This window comes from Psychromonas sp. MME1 (assembly GCF_041080865.1).
In the GTDB taxonomy this organism is placed as follows: Bacteria; Pseudomonadota; Gammaproteobacteria; order Enterobacterales; family Psychromonadaceae; genus Psychromonas.
Genome location: NZ_CP160906.1, coordinates 1,498,355 through 1,517,588 on the forward strand (window position 1 = coordinate 1,498,355; position 19,234 = coordinate 1,517,588).

Sequence of the window (19,234 nt, forward strand, 5' to 3'; positions counted from 1 at the left end):
TAGGAAGCCCTAATTTATGTTGGCTTTACCCTAAGAAACCACTTTTAGCGAGTAGTTCCATCGTTGATTTTTTTTCTACTTGCTCTGCGGCAGCTTCATCACCCAATATCAATCGTTCTAAATATCGTGCAATCACATCAACTTCTAAATTCACTTTGGTTCCAACGGCGTAATTTATCATATTCGTTTGCGCAATAGTATGTGGGATAATCGTTAATTTAAAGGCAGCACCATTAACCTCATTAGTCGTTAAACTAATGCCATCAACACTAATAGACCCTTTTTGCGCGATATACTTGGCTAAATTATCGGGGGCTTGTATCCAATAATCTATCGCATTGCCCGTCGCAGAGATGGAAATGACTTCGCCTACTCCATCGACATGCCCACTAACAATATGCCCACCAAAACGCGCATTCATTTGCATCGCTTTTTCTAGATTTACCATAAAGCCTGTTTGAATTTGTGAAAATCCACTGCGCTTAATGGTTTCGTAGGAGACATCGGCATCAAAACCACTTCCTGATAACTTAGTTACCGTCAAACAGACGCCATTATTAGCAATACTATCGCCAAGTTTGACATCACTCATATCTAAACACCCCGCATCAACACTAATCGTCATATCTTGTGCATTGTGTTTAATTGCCGTAATTTTTCCTACCGCTTCTATAATACCTGTGAACATATTAATCTCGATAACTTATGGTGCGAATATCATTGCCAATAATCACCGATTCTTTAAGTGATAATTGTACAACCGCGTCCATTTCTAAATAATTGGGTAAGTTTACTAAGTTTCTACCTTTATCGCCCAACAATTTTGTCGCTTGATAGAGTATAAATTCATCAACTAACTGATTATTGAAAAAAGCCCCCGCTAACGTTGCGCCAGCCTCAACCCATAAATCATTAATTTCATAGTCATTAAGTTGCTTCAACAGCACTGCCAAATCGATTCGCCCGTGACTATCATCCACGCCAATAAGCTGCTCAACATCGGCATTAAGCACTTTATCATTAAGATCAGATCGCGCGGTGAGCGAAACCAATAAGACCTTGCCTGGAATAGTAAATAGTTTTTCTGACAATGTTAATTTATTATGAGAATCTAATATAATTCGTATCGGTTGATGCAAAGAAGATGCAGGAATGTCACTATCAAATCGAGGACTTTGCTGCAATTCTTGATAACGAACATTCAAACTTGGATCATCAGCAAGTACCGTTCCGCTGCCAGTTAAAATAGCACTTTGCATGGCACGATAATACTGCACATCAATACGTGCTTGAGCGCCCGTTATCCATTTACTGACGCCATTTTGTAACGCGGTTTTACCATCTAAACTAGCTGCAAGTTTTACGGTAACGCGTGGCCGCTGAAATTTCATGCGCTTAATAAAACCTTGGTTTAAATTCTCAGCTTCGGCTTCCAACAACCCCACTTCAACGGTGATGCCCGCATCCCTGAGGATAGCAATACCACGCCCCGCAACCTTCGGATTAGGATCAACCATCGCGATCACAACACGCTTCACACCAGCCTCAAGCAGAGCTAATGCACAGGGAGGCGTCCGCCCATAATGTGAACAGGGTTCAAGCGTCACATAGCAGGTTGCATCCGTGGCGCTATTTGTTGCCATCCGTAAGGCATTCACCTCAGCATGGGAAGCTCCTGCTTGTAAATGAAAACCTTCACCAACAATGGCATTATTTTTAACAATAACGCACCCAACATTTGGATTAGGGGAAGTTGTAAAGCGCCCTTTCCTTGCTAACTCAATAGCGCGCGCCATATATTGCGTATCTAATTCAGAAAATTGAGCGTTGTTCATTATTATTCCATCTATTTATACCCATGCGACTAAAATGCAAAGTCAGCAGGAAAAAGAGTGCCAATATATTAGCCATAAAATTGAAGTATCGTTGTTCTACATAGCGGCTTTATAACAAAGCAGATTGGAACATTTTTCCTTACCTAACGGCACTAGCTAGAAAATCAAACAGTCACAATTAGCTCATGTTACGCCTTGCTCTGATATCCGAGTGAGCAGCTAACAAAGAGCCTTGAGATAACATAGAGATATTACTTTTCTAATTTAGCGATCTCTTCACCAAACTCTTTAATATCTTCAAAGGATCTATACACGGAAGCAAAACGAATATAAGCAATTTTATCTAAACCTTTTAATAACTCCATGACCAATTCTCCAACCATTTTTGAAGAAACTTCACGCTCTCCCGTGGCACGCAATTTAGACTTCAATTTATTAACCGTTGCTTCAATGGCCTCAATACTGACTGGCCTTTTTTCTAAAGCTCGGTGAATACCCACGAGTAACTTTTCATCATTAAAGGGTTCTCTACGTCCATCAGATTTAATTAATCGCGGCATGATGAGTTCAGCCATTTCAAAAGTAGTAAAACGCTCACTACACTCATTACAAGAACGACGGCGACGAACTTGAAACCCTTCTGCTACAAGACGAGAATCAATAACTTTTGTATCTTGTGCACTACAAAATGGACAGTACATAATGGTTTACTCTCAGTGGGAAATTCTAGGTTGAAAATTATAATACCAATTGGAATAAATAGCTGATCTATTTTACTGGTTAAAATAACTTACTTTTTTGTTGTAAGTTTCGCATAGGGAACACCATTTGCGTCAACTTACGCCTCAAATAAAGCCATTTTTCCGGCGCAAAATTTATACCAATTCCGATAAATAGCTGATCTATTTTACTGGTTAAAACAACTTACTGCTGCGTTGTAATTTTCGCAAAGGGAATAACCATTTACGTCAAATTACGCCTTGAATTAAGCTGTTTTTCCTGCGCAAAATCTAGGTCACATACTTACCGGAATTGGTATTAGATCACATACTTAATCCGATTGGTATAACATTTATTGACAATGATACTTGCTACTTTAACAAAAACAGTTTTTTAAATAAAAAAAAACCGCAAATGCGGTTTTTTTATTTTTGCTCATATAACTAAAGTTTATCTTCGCTATCGGGCAACTTTTCTTCAACTAGTTCCTTTAATTTTTGCCCCGCTCGAAAGGTAACAACCCGGCGTGCGGCAATTGGAATATCTTCACCAGTTTTAGGGTTACGACCCGGACGTTCACTTTTATCCTTTAGCTCAAAGCCACCAAAACCAGAAATTTTGACAGCTTCTCCACTTTCCAGTGTTGCTTTAATCTCCTCAAAAAAAGATTCGACAAACTCTTTTGCCTCTTTTTTACTTAGGCCTATTTTTTCAGATAAATGGGTTGATATATCAGCTTTAGTCAGTGCCATAAAATTATTCTCTCAACGATGCATTAAACTCCATAGAAACCGCTTCTATAATGCTATTTACACTATTTGCAATCTCTTGCTCTTCTAAGGTTCTCGTCGTATTTTGTAGGATCAAACCTATCGCTAAGCTCTTCTTACCTTCTGCTACGCCTGCACCTTGGTATACATCGAATAAGTTTATGCCAACTAGTTCAGTAATGCCAATTTTTTCTATAAATTTTAGTACGTTACCTGCATTTACTTGCTCATCGACAACAAAAGCAAGGTCTCGGTGGTTAGCTGGGAACTTAGAGATATCCGCTGATTGTGGTAATTTACGTGTAATGATCTGCTCAAGTTGAATCTCAAATACTATCGCAGTACCATTTAATGCAAATGGTTTGGTTAAACTTGGGTGCAATGTACCGATATAACCAATGTTTTTACCATTACGGTAAATACCCGCTGACTGACCAGGATGTAATGCACTGTGGGTTTCTGCTTTAAACTCAAAACTGTGAGCATCAACACAAAGGTCTAGTATTGCCTCTAGATCCGCTTTAAGGTCAAAAAAATCCGCATTACGTGTGGCAATATCCCAATGTTGATCATTCACATTACCGATAATGACACCCGCTAACATTGGCTGTTGAGAAATACCATTTTCAACACTTTCATCTTTGATAAAACGCAGACCCGTTTCAAATAAGCGAACACGTGCTTGTTGGCGTTTTTGGTTATTAGAAACACTTTCTAATAACCCCGTCCATAGGCTCACGCGCATTGCTGACATATCCTTAGAAATCGGGTGCGGCAAAATCAGTGCGTCAGCTTGTGGATGTAATTTAAGTTGTTTATCAGGATCAACAAAACTATAGGTAATCGCTTCTTGATACTCACGATTGACTAATACATCACGTATTTTGGTTAATTTAAGAGTCGCTTCATTATGCGCAGGCATGCTTAACGCTGCCTCAGGGGCAATATTTGGAATATTGTTATAGCCATATACACGAGCGACTTCTTCAATAAGATCTTCTTCAATCGCCATATCAAAACGGTATGTTGGTGCAATCGCAGTCCAACCTTCCGCGCTAACAGTAACATCACAGCCCAAGCGAGTTAAAATCTCAGTCACTCGCTCACCATCAATAGCAATACCAATTAAGCTATCTAATTTACTACGACGTAAGTAAATTTCAGACTGTTTTGGTAAATTCTCAACACTAACCGCTTCGCTTATTGGGCCAACAACACCGCCACAGATTTCAACTAATAGCTGCGTTGCTCGCTCCATCGCTTTAGCTTGTAAAACAGGATCAACACCACGTTCGTAACGATGCGATGCATCGGTATGTAAACCGTATGAACGAGCACGGCCTGCAATCGCTAAAGGAGCAAAAAAAGCACTTTCTAAAAATATATTGCTAGTACCTTCACTAACACCAGAGTCAGTGCCACCAAAAATACCAGCCATCGCTAATGCTTTTTGTTGATCCGCAATCACTAAGGTATCTGCATTTAACTTAACTTCTTTACCATCAAGTAATGTCAACGGTTCATCTTGTTTAGCAAGACGAACTTCAATACCACCCTCTAACTTATCAAGGTCAAAGGCATGCATTGGATGACCAAATTCAAGTAACACATACTGCGTAATATCCACAACGGCATCAACACTGCGCACACCACAACGACGTAATTTTTCTACCATCCATAAAGGCGTTGCTGCATTTTGCTTAATACCACGAATAACACGCCCTAAATAACGAGGACAAGCAGTTGGATCTTGCAAATTAATAGCAACTTGGTCATCAATCGTAACAGCAACATTTTGCCACGTTGGCTCAGTAACAGTGCTATTGTTTAATACACCAACTTCACGAGCAAGCCCAGAAATACCTAAGCAATCGGCTCTATTTGCAGTTAAATCAACATCGATAATAACGTCATCTAACTGTAAGTATTCACGAACGCAACTGCCAATCGGCGCATCAACAGGCAGTTCAATAATTCCATCGGCTGTTTCAGCCATGCCTAGCTCTGATTCACTGCACAACATACCAAGCGAGGTTTGTCCGCGTAATTTCGCTTTTTTAATTTTAAAATCACCCGGCAATACAGCGCCAACCACGGCAACGGCAACTTTTAAGCCTAAACGGCAGTTTTTTGCGCCACAGACGATGTCGAGTAACTCATCTTCGCCAATATTTATTTTTGTAACTTGTAATTTATCTGCATCGGGATGTTGGCCACACTCAACTACCTCACCCACAACAACTTTACTAAAATCACCGGCAACGGCTTCTACATCATCCACTTCAAGACCAGCCATGGTGACTTGGTGTAACAACTCTTCACGACTAATTTCAGGGTTTACCCATTCTCTTAACCAAGCTTCACTAAATTTCATTATTCTAACCCTTACTTAAATTGCTTGAGGAAACGGAGATCATTTTCAAAGAATGAACGTAAATCATTTACGCCGTAACGAAGCATGGTTAAACGCTCTACCCCCATACCGAATGCAAAACCAGAATACTTATCTGGATCAACCCCCATTGAACGTAAAACAGTAGGGTGAACCATGCCGCAACCTAGTACTTCTAACCAACCATTCTCACCTAACACATCCACTTCAGCCGAGGGTTCGGTGAAAGGAAAATAGGATGGACGGAAACGCACTTGAAGATCTTGTTCAAAGAAGTTATGCAAAAAGTCATGCAAAATCCCTTTCAATTGGCTAAAACTTACATTTTCAGCAATCATTAACCCTTCAACTTGATGGAACATTGGTGTGTGGGTTTGATCGTAGTCGTTACGATATACACGCCCCGGCGAGATAATTCGAACAGGCGGCTTACTATTTTCCATGGTACGGATTTGCACACCAGAGGTTTGTGTACGAAGCACCAAATCAGGGGAGAAATAAAATGTGTCGTGATCAGCACGAGCAGGATGATGCGGAGGAATATTTAACGCATCAAAATTATGATAAGCATCTTCTACTTCAGGTCCATTTTTTACTTCAAAACCTAATTCAGCAAAGAATTCAGTAATACGATCAATCGTGCGGGTAACAGGATGAACGCCACCTAATGGCGCGCCACGCCCAGGTAGAGTAACATCGATCGTTTCTTGAGCCAATTTTGCATTCAATACGGCTTCATCTAATGCTTGTTTGCGTGCGACTAAGACACCTTGAATTGCTTGCTTCGCTTTATTAATTAGCTGACCCGCGGCTGGTTTTTCTTCTGGAGGAAGTTTACCCAAGCCTTTCATTTGCTCAGTCATTAAACCTTTTTTGCCTAAGTACTGTAAACGAATCTGTTCCAACTCATTGCCATCAACGGCATTTTCTATCTGTTGTTGCGCATTGGCAACTATTTCATCGAGGTGCTGCATTGGTTATATCTCTACCTAAAGCAAGTGATTAAAAATAATGGGCGTAATTTTACGCATATCAGGAAGATATGGCTAGTGTTGCAGCGAAATGAGTCGCTAAAATGCAAGAAAAACAATAATTAACTTACGAACAGATAAAAACCACGCAAAATTAACTGTAATTATTGTCGATACGGCTAATTAACTGTCCACTTTTTCTCAATTAATAATTTATCATCATAGAACACTTTACCAATAAAATGGTCATTGCGAGCAATTTCACCTACGCCCTTTGGCGTCCCGGTCATCAATACATCACCATCACTAAAACTCATGAACGAAGCAACCTCATTGACAATTTGCTGCGGTTTATAAATCATCAAATCAAAATTTGCCTGCTGTACTAACTTCTCATTAATAAATAACTGTAAAGATAGCTTTTCAAGATCACCATCAAAATGGACAAACTCGCTAAATACAGCCGATTTATCAAAGGATTTTGCGCGTTCCAGGGCAATCCCTTGGCTTTTAACTTTGTTTGCAGCGCGCGTTTAGTGAGGTCTAAACCAATCCCTACCGCGCTAATTTTATTATTGCTAATCATAAAAGATAATTCAGCTTCATAGTGTATCGTCTCCACTTTATCGGTAAAAATTTCATCACATATCGCTGAGTTAGGTTTAACAAAAATAACCGCCTGCTCAGGTATCTCGTTATTTAGTTCTTTAATATGGTCAACATAGTTTCGACCGATACAGACCACTTTAGAAGGAGTAAGCAACGCTCCATCGGCGATAATATTTTTCATACGTACCATCCTATCTATTGCATCATAGGCAAAACGCGGTTTCGCCCTAATCGTTTAGCTTCATATAAGTATTCATCTGCTCGCGCAATCAATGAGCTCACGGAATCTCTTTCTTGGCACTCAACCACGCCAAATGACAAGGTAATGTTATTTATCCATTTGCCAGTGCGCTTATCTTTTAAAGCCACTTTTTCCATTAATTTACGCAGCGTTTCTGCAAAGTGGCGCGCCACTCTTAAATTACTTTTAGGTAATAATATAATAAATTCTTCACCACCAAAACGATACACTTTAGCCCCTTCGCGCATGCTGCTACTTAATTTCTTTGCGACGGCTTTCAATACCTGATCACCAAGTAAATGCCCCCATTGATCATTTAGCAATTTAAAATTATCAATATCAGCAATAATCAAACATAAACCATTCGCTTCATTGTTGATAAAGTTAGTCACTTCCACATCAAATGAATGACGATTTAATAATCCAGTCAAAGCGTCATATAAGGCTTGCTGTTGGCTTTTTTGCAACTCTTCTTTTAATGTAGATATTTCCGCTTTTGCGGCTTGTAAACTCTCGCTAAAAAATTGCGTTGAACGACTCATCTCTTCTGAATCACCTTCAATTTTTTTAAGCAGACTAATTACTTCATCAACGGACCATTTTTTATCTTCCGTCATACTAACTTGTGAAAATGTTTTATCGAATGAATCTCTAAATTTGACCGTATCACTGTGGGTGTCTGTTATCGATTGATCCAACTGCAATAACATTTTTTCTACATTTTGCCTTAATTGCCAAGTACTTGACTCAGATTCATCGGCAACAAATTGACGATATAAAACTTCCGTTTGTATTTCCGAGCAATGCGCTTGCTGGGTCAATATCGCATCTAATTCGACATTTAACTGCGGTATATCCTTAGCAACATAGTTATACCACAATGCATAGTTTATTGGCGTTGTCGGCACCTTATACTTCATCATTAATGGCACAGCTTTCTTTAAATTTTTTACTGATTCGACAATCAAATCATCACTCATATAGTCATCCTTAAGTAAATTGAGGATAAATATAGCAAATAGAATAAATTGATGCTCATATTTTAAGTACCAACAGGGCCATCACAGATTATAAATGTCTTTATGCCGCCCTTTTTACAGAAATTAAGACTAAAATAGTAACTATCAAGGACTCACAAGATGAGGATATCAATTATGGTCATAAAGTTAGCAGCTGCGGTTATCTCTGCACTATTATTTTATTGGCTTCTTCTATTGGTCCTTGATGTGCAACAGGCTAAAGCGTTAGCCTTGATCAGCTTGTTGGTCATTTTATGGAGTAATAGTGCATTACCATTGGGCGTCGTCTCTCTGCTGCCTGTGATACTTTTTCCAATGTTTAATTTGATGTCAACTAATGCGGTTAGCAGCAATTACAGTAAATCGATTATCTTTCTGTTTTTAGGCGGCTTTTTATTGGCCATTGCGGTAGAAAAAACAGAATTACATAAAGTTATTGCGAATAAAATTTTACAATTTTTTCCACACACTGTGCGCGGGATGATTTATGCGCTGGCGTTAACCGCAGGCTCTTTAAGCGCCTTTTTATCCAATACTACCAGCAGTCTTTTATTGATTCCTTTGGTGCTCTTTCTATCGGATGATAACGCCTTAAAAAAACGGTTTGCCTTAGCTATTTGTTATGGTGCGAGCATCGGTGGCATCATCACCCCGATTGGTACGCCACCCAATTTAATTTTATATGGACTATTAAATAACTTAAAATTAGCAACCATTCCCTTTGCACAGTGGGTGATGTTGGCACTGCCTCTCGCCGTTGTTATGTTTTTCTTACTGGGATGGATACTGTCATGGGGAACAAAAAATAAAAAACTTGATAAACAACCGACCCAGCTTGCTGTCTCTTTAACGGTTGAACAAAAAAAAGTGACATTTATCTTAACCGCTTTAGTCATTTTATTACTCTTCAACTCACCAATCGAACCTTACTATGAAGGGTTAGGGCTAAATGAAACGGGAATATTATTAGGCTTTGGGTTACTACTTTTTTTTCCACCATTTACTATTATCACGTGGAAAAATATGAAAAAAATCCCCTTTGATATTATCCTCTTATTTGGTGCGGGGTTCTCCATAGCCGCACTATTTACGAGCTCAGGGTTAGCCGATAAACTGGCTATTTTTCTACAAAATTTCAGCCAATTACCAACGATATTACTGATTATTATCATTGCTAGCATGGTGACATTTGCAACAGAAATAACCAGTAACACGGCGCTTATTTCCATGATATTGCCAGTCATTAATGCATTAGCAGTGCAAAATGGCTTAGATACGCGATTGCTGATGATGGTTGCCACTATTTGTGCCAGTTACGCCTTTATGCTACCCATTGCGACACCGCCCAATGCCATTGCAATGAGCTGCGAATCGGTCAATATCAGCAGCATGGCTAAATACGGCCTATTACTCAATTTACTTGGTATTATTTTAACCACTCTCTTTGCCTCTTTTTATTGGGCCTATTTTATTAACTGAGAGTAATAAGATAATTAACAAAATTAGTCGCTTTATGTAGGGGCTTATGTGAACAAGCAAAAATACATTATTGCCATTGACCAAGGTACGACAAGTTCCCGAGTTTTAATTTTGGATCATGATGCTAATATCATCGAAATTGGTCAGCGCGAAGTAACACAAATCTACCCTCATGCTGGCTGGGTTGAGCATGATCCCTTAGAGATATATACATCCGTTTCCGCACTATTGGTGGAAACACTCGACAAGGCGGCCATCACCAGTGAGCAAATTGCAGCGATAGGCATTACGAATCAACGTGAAACAACCGTTGTCTGGAATAAAGAAACGGGTAAGCCCGTTTATAACGCAATTGTTTGGCAGTGTCGCCGTTCAGCAGCCATCTGCGAAACATTAAAAGCGCAAACGGAACTCAATGAATACATCCATGAAAATACAGGCTTAGTAGTTGATCCCTACTTTTCAGCGAGCAAAATTAAATGGATTTTAGATAACATCGCTAATGCACGAGATGATGCAAAGGCAGGGAAATTACTTTTTGGTACCATAGATACTTGGCTAGTATGGAAATTAACAACAGACCATGTCCACGTTACCGACTACAGCAATGCTTCTCGCACCATGTTGTTTAATATCAACACCCTACAATGGGATGATAAATTATTAGACGCATTTTCCATTCCTCGTAGCATGCTTGCCAAGGTGAAGCGGTCATCTGAAATTTATGGACATGTCAAAATATCCGAGCAAAGCAGGGCAACGGTTCCCATCGCCGCGATCGCAGGCGATCAACAGGCTGCACTTTTTGGACAAATGTGCGTACACCCAGGGCAAGCCAAAAACACCTATGGCACGGGCTGCTTTCTTTTAATGAACACAGGCAAGCAAAAGGTAACCTCAAAAAACGGTCTGTTAACTACTCTCGCCTGCAATGCACAGGGTGATCTCTGTTATGCCTTAGAAGGCGCTGTTTTTATGGCGGGAGCAACGGTGCAATGGTTACGAGATGAACTCCATTTACTGGACGACGCCAAGGATTGTGAATATTTTGCCACCAAAGTAAGCTCCACTAAAGGGGTGTATCTTGTACCTGCGTTTACAGGGCTTGGCGCGCCTTACTGGGATCCCTATGCTCGTGGCACCATCGTTGGACTCACTCGAGGGGTAAACGCTGCACATATCATTCGTGCGACACTCGAAAGCATCGCCTACCAAACACGAGATGTCTTAGATGCGATGCAAGCCGATGCCGCTATTCAATTAGCGGAATTACGGGTCGATGGCGGTGCTATCGCCAATAATTTTTTAATGCAATTTCAATCGGATTTATTAGATACCAACGTACATCGCCCGACAGTAACAGAAGTCACCGCATTAGGCGCCGCTTACCTTGCTGGTTTAGCCGTTGGCTATTGGCAGGGGCTTGATGAGTTAGCAAATAAAGCGACTATTGAGCGAACCTTCGAGCCCGATCATGATCTGCAAAAACGTCAAAATCGCTATCGCGGTTGGCAGCGCGCCATTAAATGTGCGCAAACATGGGCAACATTACACAGTGAAGAGCAAGATGACTAATCGCCAATAACAACGCAACCAGACCAATCAAAAAGCGGCAACAGGCTATACAATCGTTAAGTGAGTGTAATATGGAAAAGCAACGCCAGCTAGGTGCAGATGAGATACTAGACTTAATTGTCGTGGGCGGCGGAATCAATGGCGCAGGCATAGCCGCCGATGCTGCTGGGCGCGGCTTAAGTGTCGGTTTATATGAGGCCGCTGATTTTGCCTCAGCAACCTCTTCAGCGAGTTCAAAATTGGTTCACGGAGGACTACGCTATTTAGAACTTTACGAATTTCGTTTAGTGGCAAAAGCATTAGCAGAACGTGAAATCATCATGAAAAAAGCAGCGCATATTACCATCCCAATGCGTTTTATTTTACCCCATCAACCATTTCTACGTCCCACATGGATGATTCGACTCGGACTTTGCTTATATGATAACTTAAGTAAACGCAGCACATTAACGGCAAGCAAACAGGTTGATTTAACAGCATCAGGCTTATTGAAAAAAAACATAAAAACCGGGTTTGAGTACTCAGACTGCTGGGTAGATGATGCTAGATTAGTCATTCTTAATGTCATTAGTGCGCAACAGAATGGTGCCGAGGTTTGTAATTACTGCCGCGTTGAAAAAGCACAGCGTCTAGGAGGCGTATGGCAAGTAACGTTATATAACACCATCACCAATATCTATTTTCAACGCTACTCGCGCGCATTAGTTAACGCGACGGGGCCATGGGTAAAACAATTTTTTGATAATGCCTTAACAGATAAATCGCCACGCAATATACGATTGATAAAAGGATCGCATATCGTTACCAAACGACTACATGATCAACCACAAGCTTACATTTTACAAAACCAAGATAAACGGGTTGTATTTATTATTCCCTACCTCGATGACTTTTCTATTATTGGCACCACCGATATTGAATTTTCTGGAGATCCCCGGCATGTGACAATTTCAGAAGATGAAATAACCTATTTGCTGGGCGTGGTTAACCAATATTTTATCAGGCAAATCACTAAAAACGATATCATCTACTCCTATAGCGGTGTTCGCCCACTCTGTGATGACCAATCTAATGCAGCACAAAGCGTCACTCGTGATTACACCCTAGAAATATCTGCAGGCGATAATCAACCACCGCTACTTGCTGTTTTTGGTGGAAAATTAACCACGTATCGAAAATTAGCAGAGGCCGCGATGCATAAACTCGCCCCCTACTTTACAACGAACAGAACACCTTGGACGGCACAAGCCCCCTTACCCGGGGGAGATTTCAATTGCACACGCAACCAATACGCAACACATTTAAGTCGCCAATATCCATTTTTAGAAAAGCAACTGCTGCAACGCTACGTCAATCAATTTGGTACATTAACATTAAATTTATTAGCCGATGTGCATACAAAATCAGATCTCGGCACATATTTTGGGAGTGGTCTATATCGCCTTGAAGTTGATTATTTACTACAAAACGAGTTTGCCAAAACCAGTGAGGATATACTCTGGCGCAGAACTAAGTTAGGTTTATATCTGGACACCCCACAACAGGATCAGCTACGAGCCTACATCGTCGAGCAACGGAACAACAGCATAACACTCACCAAAGGAAAGGGATAAACGCCTTAGAGGTGCTTTGATACTCTTGATAATGAGGGAATTTAACCAGCAGCGCCTGCTCTTCAAAACGCGCTTTTAAGGTGAGTGTCAACACCAATAAAAACCAAGCCAATAATTTCCACAAACTAAACTGGCAAAAAAGTATGCCTAATCCTGCGAAAAATAGAGAGCAATACATAGGGTGGCGAATGTAGTAATAAATACCAAAAGTAATTAACTCCCCACCCGCCTTCGGGGTTGGACGAACGTTAAAATTACCAGGGCGATTGGCCAATAGCGCAGAGAGTGCCACAATACCAGCAAGCAAAATAAGTGCTGCACCGAGCGCAGAGAAAGAGAGGTTTGCCATCGGCCATGCTAAAAAGAGTAATAATACAAACTGGGCAACCACATAAATCATAATTTAACTAACCTTCTGATAGTAAATCGGCACATGATAACAGATTACCTCAACCCCACTCTGCCTTGCCTGTTCAAATAATAGCGCATATTTTGCATCAATATGGTTAGCTGCGCTAACGGCGCGAATACCAGTATGCAATATCGCAAAAAGTAAAACGGCACGGCAACCAGCCGCTTTCATCTGCATCAATTCGCGCAAATGCTTTTGCCCCCTGATTGAAACAGCATCGGGGAAAAAACCTTGCCCTGAGCCAAATGACTCATCAAGCAGCGTACAACTTTTCACTTCAACATAACAATCGCGCCGCCCTGCTGCTGTCAGCAAAAAATCGATGCGACTGTTCTCACTACCATATTTCACCTCGGCCTTGATATTTTCGTAATCAAGTAGTTCGGGAATTTTTTGTGCCGCAAGTGCATCGGCAACAAACTGGTTTGCCCGTTGCGAATGAATACAGATCCAATGTCCTGCTTTGCTGTGGGTTAGCTCCCACGTATATTTATATTTACGCTTAGGATTATCCGATGCGCTAAAATAAACTGTATCCCCAGCGTCTGCGCAATGGGTCATCGCCCCGGTATTGGGGCAATAAATCGTGATCGTTTCACCGCTCTCAAGCAACACATCCGCCAAAAAACGTTTATAGCGTTTTAATAACGTCGCTTTCTGTAAATGAGTAAACATGGGGTTATCCATTAAATGTACTACAAAATTTGGCAACCAATCATCAAGAGATCAAGTGCAATAAATTTAGCTGTAGTTTCTAGTTTATCTAATGCCAAAGGTGACCAAACTACTTTCAAGATTTAATACTCTTTAAAACTCGCGCGTGAGCATCTGATTTACTATAAGGAGCAGCAATGACCGATTGGGCTTGTCCAACACCCGAATAAGGTGTCGGCTGCGCGACACCTACACTTGTTTGTTATAGCTCTGCTATGTGCGTGATAGTTTCTGGATGACGTTGCACTAATTTCAAAAGAGTAATGGCTTGCCCATTTGGAGAACTGCGCCCTTGCTCCCAGTTTTCTAAAGTCCGAGAAGATGTATGAAGCAAACGAGCAAACACACCACGTGACATATTAAATTTCTCTCGAATATGTACTATTTCACTAGGTGAGATAGCAAGCTCACTTTAATCATTAACCTGATGTGTTTTAAGGGTAATCTTCCCCTCAGAATGCTCTTTTGCCTCAACAAGAGCTGAGCTTAATTCTGTAAATAAATCACGATTATTCATTACGCCAGACCTCCATAAAAGCCTTTAACTGTTTCTTTTGATCTGCGGTTAAATCTGACATTTCACTTTTCCCATAAATGGTGAGTAAATAAAAACGTCGCTTTTCATCAAGGAAGTAATAAATAACACGTGAACCACCACGCTTTCCTTTCCCCTTACTTGCAACTCGAATCTTCCGCAAACTAAAATCGGGGACATCCAAATGTTTTATTGATTTACATCAATCAAAAGATTTGGATGTCCTCAATTGGTGTTATGAGCCCTTTAGGTAATTTAGTTCATCTTTATATGATATTGTAGGTTCATATAATTGGTGGTATCCCTTACCTACAGCCCCTCTAAATTGAATTAAATTCGGTTTATTACTACCAATGGATAGGATGTGATCGATTGCAATTCCCGGGTATGGATTGATATACACAATATCTTTAATTCCTAATTGATATGCTTTTTTAGCACACAACTCACAAGGGCTAGCTGTAGTAAATAGTTTACCCCCTTCAATACCTGCAGTACCATATTTGGCTAACTGCAGAAAAGCATTTTCCTCAGCATGTAACGATCTGGTGTGCACTTGATTACCAGAGTCATCTAAAGAATTCTTAATGTCTTTAAAACAGTATGATAGATTTTTACCCTGAGTTCCCTCTTGACCTGATATTTTTATATATTCACCTTTAGCAGCATTTCTAAACTCTTTATTATGCCTTTCATAAACACTATAAGTAATTTCATCGAAGTCATTAGCTAATCCATTTAGCGACCTCAAATTACATGGTACTTGCCCTTTTGCTACATCATTCCAACCAACAGACTTTATAGAATAATTTTCATCAGTAACAACTGCACCAACTTGGCGAGAAACACAACCTGAGTTAACTTTTGCTGTATAAGCAATTTGCATAACGCGCTCAAGATTTGTTGGAGATATTAACCCAGGATGTTTTATTAATGCTAAATACCAAGCTAACTGCGCTTTTAATACATTGTTATTATCAAGTTCATTCCTAGGATTGAATATATGAACATCAGATATCTCGATACACCTTTTAACATTTTGACTTATAAAATCAGCATCCTCTATTTTAGTTTTCCCTGATTCTCTTAGTTCTAGTTCATCAAATTCATCTACTGTATATTTATGTTCATTTTGTAAATACGCCTTACGATCTTCATTTGGAGCATTTATTGATATTAAATAAAAAGCTGAATAACGATCTTTAAAGAACTTTGCTTCAAAAGGGTTTCGAATTGCGTCAATTACAATGAAAGCTCCATTAGACTTTATGTGCCTAATATTTTTTATGCATCTATTTATTGTTTCAGGCAAATGGAATACTGACTCTGGTTCGAACGGAGCATCTTTAAAAGCTGATTGAACACTTCCTGTTCTACGAATAGAATTTCCTGCTGCTTGGTAAACCTTTATATAAAGTTCATTATGGAGTTCTCTTAACTCTTTTTTGAAATCTTCGGTGAATTTTCTGATCAATTTCATATACGAGAAGAATTTTGTTTTTTCTCGCTCAGTCAACTCTAAGTTCTCAGTATGATTTAATATTTTATTCGATATTGACTTTAAAATACCCTTTTTAGTAAAACTCGAATGGAAGCAGCCTTTCCTTATTACGTCGTCTATTTTGTTTTTACTGACATCACAGGTTTGCTCTTTGATAAAATCAGATGCTTGAGTAGCAGAGAGAGTTAATATGTATGCAGAGATTAAATCACTAACTTTAATTGAAATGAAAGAACTGTAATTCTCAGTAATGTAATGAGATGCAATTTTGTATCTTTTTGAGTCTAAATTAGAAAAAAAGGGTTTATTCCCGTACTTCACATCTTCAACTTGTGGAAAGTTTGCTGTTTCATTTTCTAGGATGTTTGCTGCTGTAGTACAGCCTGAACCTGTTCTTCCGGTCAACCCTATTACAATAAATTTACTGCGCTCATGAAACAGGCTAGAAATCATTGCATTGTTTTTTGTTTTAGACAATTGTTAACTCCATAAATATGTAAATGCTTGGGCTCATAACGCTTAAATTTGGGGCGCCGCTTGCGGCGTCCCTAAGATTTACTTGTTAGAGCTTGCTTGAATTTTTGCGAGCCTCTTTTGCCCTCTTGGACTTAACCCAATTATATTCCCACCCGCTAGAGGCCGCCCATATGACACAAACCCTTTCTCTTGTAGTTCGGTAATGCCACTTTGAGTACGTATTATTGACACCCCTGCATCTTTAAGAAGATCTTTCTCAAAAACATTTATGGCATCTCTAGAGAGAAATACTTTTAAGACATAGTCGGCTTCCTCGCTAAGGTCGATATCATCACTGGGGAACATCCCACGCACCACGCTATTCTCGCTAGCTAGATCGTCCTTAACCTTCTTCAGCGCCGAAACCTCATCTTGTAGAAGCTGATTGCTTTCTTTCAGAGCATCGTTGTTTGTTTTTAGCTGCTTTATATTTTCTTCTTGAAGATCGTAAGCATGCTTTAGCAAATCGAAATGCGCTACGTCTAGAACCCTACCTTTCAAATCTACCAGTATTTTAGATATATCCATTTTTAATTCCGATTGAGCTCTAACGAGGCTGTAGAATTTCTCATTTTCAGCCTGATTATTCTAAATAAAAAACACAATAATTCATAATTTATTGATATTCAATTAAATATTCTGTTTTTAATAACTGACTGATTAAATTGAGTGATATATCGCTGAATTGGCTTAATTACGATAATGATCGAGGACATCCACATCTTTTTTAATAAAATGGCAAAAAGCGAGATCTGATAATCATATCTTCAGCCCCGACAAGTTGCGTTTAGCGTTACCTTAGCTCGCCATCAGGTGCGATACAGCACTTTCACGATATGCCAGCCAAATTTTGTTTTTACTAGCTGAGGGGTTAAAATTTCACCAGTGAAAGCGACTTTATCAAACTGCGGCACCATTTGCCCTTTTTTAAATTCACCTAAATCGCCGCCCTTTTTGCCCGATGGGCAGGTGGAATATTTTTTCGCTAAGGTTTGAAATTTTGCCCCTTTCTTTAACTGTGCAAGAATATCATCGGCTTGCTCTTTATGTTTGACCAATATGTGTAATGCAGCGGCTGTGCGAGCCATAATCACCTCAATAAAATTAAAAAATAGCATTGTAACACAGGATGCGAATCCATTAATAATCTCGTCAATTGCTAAACACTGATTTCTAACCAGGTAGAGTTCATGGGAAATTATATTATAAATTAGGGTGATAAAAGCATTACATATGCAGGTATTTCTTTTACAATCACCCTCTTTTTTTATGTGATGAAGTAAGCTTTATTTATGCCCTTTAAAATTGCTATCAATGGCTACGGCCGAATCGGACGTAGTGTGGTACGCGCACTATATGAAAGTCACCGCCAAGATGAGCTTAAAGTAGTCGTCATCAATGAACTTGCCGATGCGAAATCTATTGCACATCTAACTCAATATGATTCAACGCATGGGCGTTTTCCCTTTGCAGTGGAATTAACGGATAATTGCCTAAAAATCGAAGATGATTGTATCCATTTGGTCAGCCATGCAGAGATTGATGATTTACCGTGGCAACAGTTCGATGTGGATATAGTGATTGATTGTACGGGCATCTATGGTAGTAAAATAGATGCACAGAAACATCTCGATGCGGGTGCTAAAAAAGTCATTTTTTCACATCCCGCCGACCATGATGTTGAAGCAACGGTGGTTTACGGTATTAATCATCAAGAGTTAACTGGTGAAGAGACTTATATTTCAGGCGCATCATGCACAACTAACTGCATTGTTCCTGTTATTGCGACGCTGGATGCGGCTTTTTCAATAAAATGTGGCACGATCACGACGATTCATTCCGCGATGAATGATCAACCCGTGATTGATTCTTATCATTCTGATTTGCGCCGAACACGCGCAGCAAGCCAATCGATTATTCCCGTTGATACTAAACTTGCCGCTGGTATTGAGCGAATCTTACCTAAGTTTGCCAATAAATTTGAAGCGATTGCCGTTCGCGTTCCTACGATTAATGTGACGGCTATGGACCTTAGCATTAAGGTGAATCGCTACGTCACGGTGGAAGATATTAACCATTGTTTACAAGTGGCTGAAAAAAATCAATTAGCGGGTATTTTAGGTTATACGGAAGCACCATTAGTTTCAATAGACTTTAATCATGATCCTCGCTCATGCATTATTGATGGCACACAAACACGTGTTAGCGACGGCCATTTGGTGAAGCTTTTGGTGTGGTGCGATAACGAATGGGGCTTTGCTAACCGTTTATTAGATACGTGCACCCATTTACGAGATATAGGTAAATAACATTTCATCAAGCATCGAATATA

At 39.8% G+C, this 19,234-nt stretch carries 19 protein-coding genes and 1 pseudogene; 4 read left to right on the forward strand and 16 right to left on the reverse strand.

The genetic code is table 11. The features are described 5' to 3' along the window. Positions 1 to 25 precede the first annotated feature (25 nt). From AB2N10_RS06910 to AB2N10_RS06950, 9 genes are all read right to left on the reverse strand, one after another. Entirely contained in the window at positions 26 to 688 is a 663-nt protein-coding gene (locus AB2N10_RS06910; RefSeq protein WP_354624548.1) for a riboflavin synthase, read from the reverse strand. 1 nt (position 689) lies between these two features. Continuing rightward, positions 690 to 1,835, reverse strand: a complete 1,146-nt coding sequence (gene ribD, locus AB2N10_RS06915; protein ID WP_354624549.1) for a bifunctional diaminohydroxyphosphoribosylaminopyrimidine deaminase/5-amino-6-(5-phosphoribosylamino)uracil reductase RibD — start codon at positions 1,833 to 1,835, stop codon at positions 690 to 692. Positions 1,836 to 2,086: 251 nt separating this feature from the next. After that, positions 2,087 to 2,536, reverse strand: coding sequence for a transcriptional regulator NrdR (gene nrdR, locus AB2N10_RS06920; protein ID WP_354624550.1), 450 nt, complete (start codon positions 2,534 to 2,536; stop codon positions 2,087 to 2,089). 462 nt (positions 2,537 to 2,998) lie between these two features. Next, on the reverse strand, positions 2,999 to 3,307 hold the full coding sequence (locus tag AB2N10_RS06925) for an integration host factor subunit alpha (protein ID WP_354624551.1): 309 nt from the start codon (positions 3,305 to 3,307) through the stop codon (positions 2,999 to 3,001). 4 nt (positions 3,308 to 3,311) lie between these two features. After that, positions 3,312 to 5,699, reverse strand: coding sequence for a phenylalanine--tRNA ligase subunit beta (gene pheT / locus AB2N10_RS06930; protein WP_354624552.1), 2,388 nt, complete (start codon positions 5,697 to 5,699; stop codon positions 3,312 to 3,314). A gap of 11 nt (positions 5,700 to 5,710) precedes the next feature. Continuing rightward, the gene (gene pheS, locus AB2N10_RS06935) at positions 5,711 to 6,691 is read right to left on the reverse strand and encodes a phenylalanine--tRNA ligase subunit alpha (RefSeq protein WP_354624553.1); all 981 of its coding nucleotides are present in this window, start codon (positions 6,689 to 6,691) and stop codon (positions 5,711 to 5,713) included. Positions 6,692 to 6,867: 176 nt separating this feature from the next. Further along, the gene (locus AB2N10_RS06940) at positions 6,868 to 7,188 is read right to left on the reverse strand and encodes a fumarylacetoacetate hydrolase family protein (protein ID WP_369434656.1); all 321 of its coding nucleotides are present in this window, start codon (positions 7,186 to 7,188) and stop codon (positions 6,868 to 6,870) included. After that, the gene (locus AB2N10_RS06945) at positions 7,074 to 7,478 is read right to left on the reverse strand and encodes a fumarylacetoacetate hydrolase family protein (RefSeq protein ID WP_369434541.1); all 405 of its coding nucleotides are present in this window, start codon (positions 7,476 to 7,478) and stop codon (positions 7,074 to 7,076) included. Before AB2N10_RS06945 ends, AB2N10_RS06940 begins: the two co-directional genes overlap by 115 nt. A 14-nt stretch (positions 7,479 to 7,492) precedes the next feature. Further along, positions 7,493 to 8,518 (reverse strand): GGDEF domain-containing protein, encoded by a 1,026-nt coding sequence (locus AB2N10_RS06950; RefSeq protein WP_354624555.1) that lies wholly within the window; start codon positions 8,516 to 8,518, stop codon positions 7,493 to 7,495. A gap of 174 nt (positions 8,519 to 8,692) precedes the next feature. Here AB2N10_RS06950 and AB2N10_RS06955 point away from each other — a divergent pair, with 174 nt between their 5' ends. The 3 genes from AB2N10_RS06955 (at position 8,693) to glpD (ending at position 13,224) form a co-directional block, all read left to right on the forward strand. Next, on the forward strand, positions 8,693 to 10,036 hold the full coding sequence (locus tag AB2N10_RS06955) for a DASS family sodium-coupled anion symporter (protein WP_354624556.1): 1,344 nt from the start codon (positions 8,693 to 8,695) through the stop codon (positions 10,034 to 10,036). A gap of 48 nt (positions 10,037 to 10,084) precedes the next feature. Then, the gene (gene glpK, locus AB2N10_RS06960; RefSeq protein WP_354624557.1) at positions 10,085 to 11,611 is read left to right on the forward strand and encodes a glycerol kinase GlpK; all 1,527 of its coding nucleotides are present in this window, start codon (positions 10,085 to 10,087) and stop codon (positions 11,609 to 11,611) included. A gap of 71 nt (positions 11,612 to 11,682) precedes the next feature. Beyond that, positions 11,683 to 13,224, forward strand: a complete 1,542-nt coding sequence (glpD, locus tag AB2N10_RS06965) for a glycerol-3-phosphate dehydrogenase (protein ID WP_369434542.1) — start codon at positions 11,683 to 11,685, stop codon at positions 13,222 to 13,224. Here the strand turns inward: glpD and AB2N10_RS06970 are convergent. The 7 genes and pseudogenes from AB2N10_RS06970 to ppiC all read right to left on the reverse strand — a co-directional run bounded on the left by AB2N10_RS06970 (position 13,205) and on the right by ppiC (position 17,990). Continuing rightward, a complete protein-coding gene (locus AB2N10_RS06970; protein WP_354624559.1) occupies positions 13,205 to 13,624 on the reverse strand; it encodes a methyltransferase in 420 nt (139 codons plus the stop codon). The genes glpD and AB2N10_RS06970 overlap by 20 nt on opposite strands. A 3-nt stretch (positions 13,625 to 13,627) precedes the next feature. Continuing rightward, positions 13,628 to 14,311 (reverse strand): DNA/RNA nuclease SfsA, encoded by a 684-nt coding sequence (sfsA, locus tag AB2N10_RS06975; RefSeq protein ID WP_354624560.1) that lies wholly within the window; start codon positions 14,309 to 14,311, stop codon positions 13,628 to 13,630. Between the two features lie 241 nt (positions 14,312 to 14,552). Further along, positions 14,553 to 14,867, reverse strand: a pseudogene (locus tag AB2N10_RS06980) (helix-turn-helix domain-containing protein). Continuing rightward, positions 14,860 to 15,048 carry a type II toxin-antitoxin system RelE/ParE family toxin gene (locus AB2N10_RS06985; RefSeq protein ID WP_354624561.1) on the reverse strand — a complete coding sequence of 63 codons (189 nt, stop codon included), beginning with the start codon at positions 15,046 to 15,048 and terminating at the stop codon, positions 14,860 to 14,862. Before AB2N10_RS06985 ends, AB2N10_RS06980 begins: the two are co-directional and overlap by 8 nt. A 72-nt stretch (positions 15,049 to 15,120) precedes the next feature. Continuing rightward, a complete protein-coding gene (locus tag AB2N10_RS06990; RefSeq protein ID WP_369434543.1) occupies positions 15,121 to 16,863 on the reverse strand; it encodes an anti-phage dCTP deaminase in 1,743 nt (580 codons plus the stop codon). Between the two features lie 78 nt (positions 16,864 to 16,941). Beyond that, positions 16,942 to 17,430: a hypothetical protein gene (locus AB2N10_RS06995; RefSeq protein ID WP_369434544.1), complete on the reverse strand. Its 489-nt coding sequence runs from the start codon at positions 17,428 to 17,430 to the stop codon at positions 16,942 to 16,944. A 281-nt stretch (positions 17,431 to 17,711) separates the two neighbouring features. Beyond that, positions 17,712 to 17,990 (reverse strand): peptidylprolyl isomerase PpiC, encoded by a 279-nt coding sequence (ppiC, locus tag AB2N10_RS07000; RefSeq protein WP_369434545.1) that lies wholly within the window; start codon positions 17,988 to 17,990, stop codon positions 17,712 to 17,714. Positions 17,991 to 18,194: 204 nt separating this feature from the next. Between ppiC and epd the strand changes: the two genes are divergently transcribed. Next, positions 18,195 to 19,211: an erythrose-4-phosphate dehydrogenase gene (gene epd / locus AB2N10_RS07005; RefSeq protein WP_369434546.1), complete on the forward strand. Its 1,017-nt coding sequence runs from the start codon at positions 18,195 to 18,197 to the stop codon at positions 19,209 to 19,211. Positions 19,212 to 19,234 lie beyond the last annotated feature (23 nt).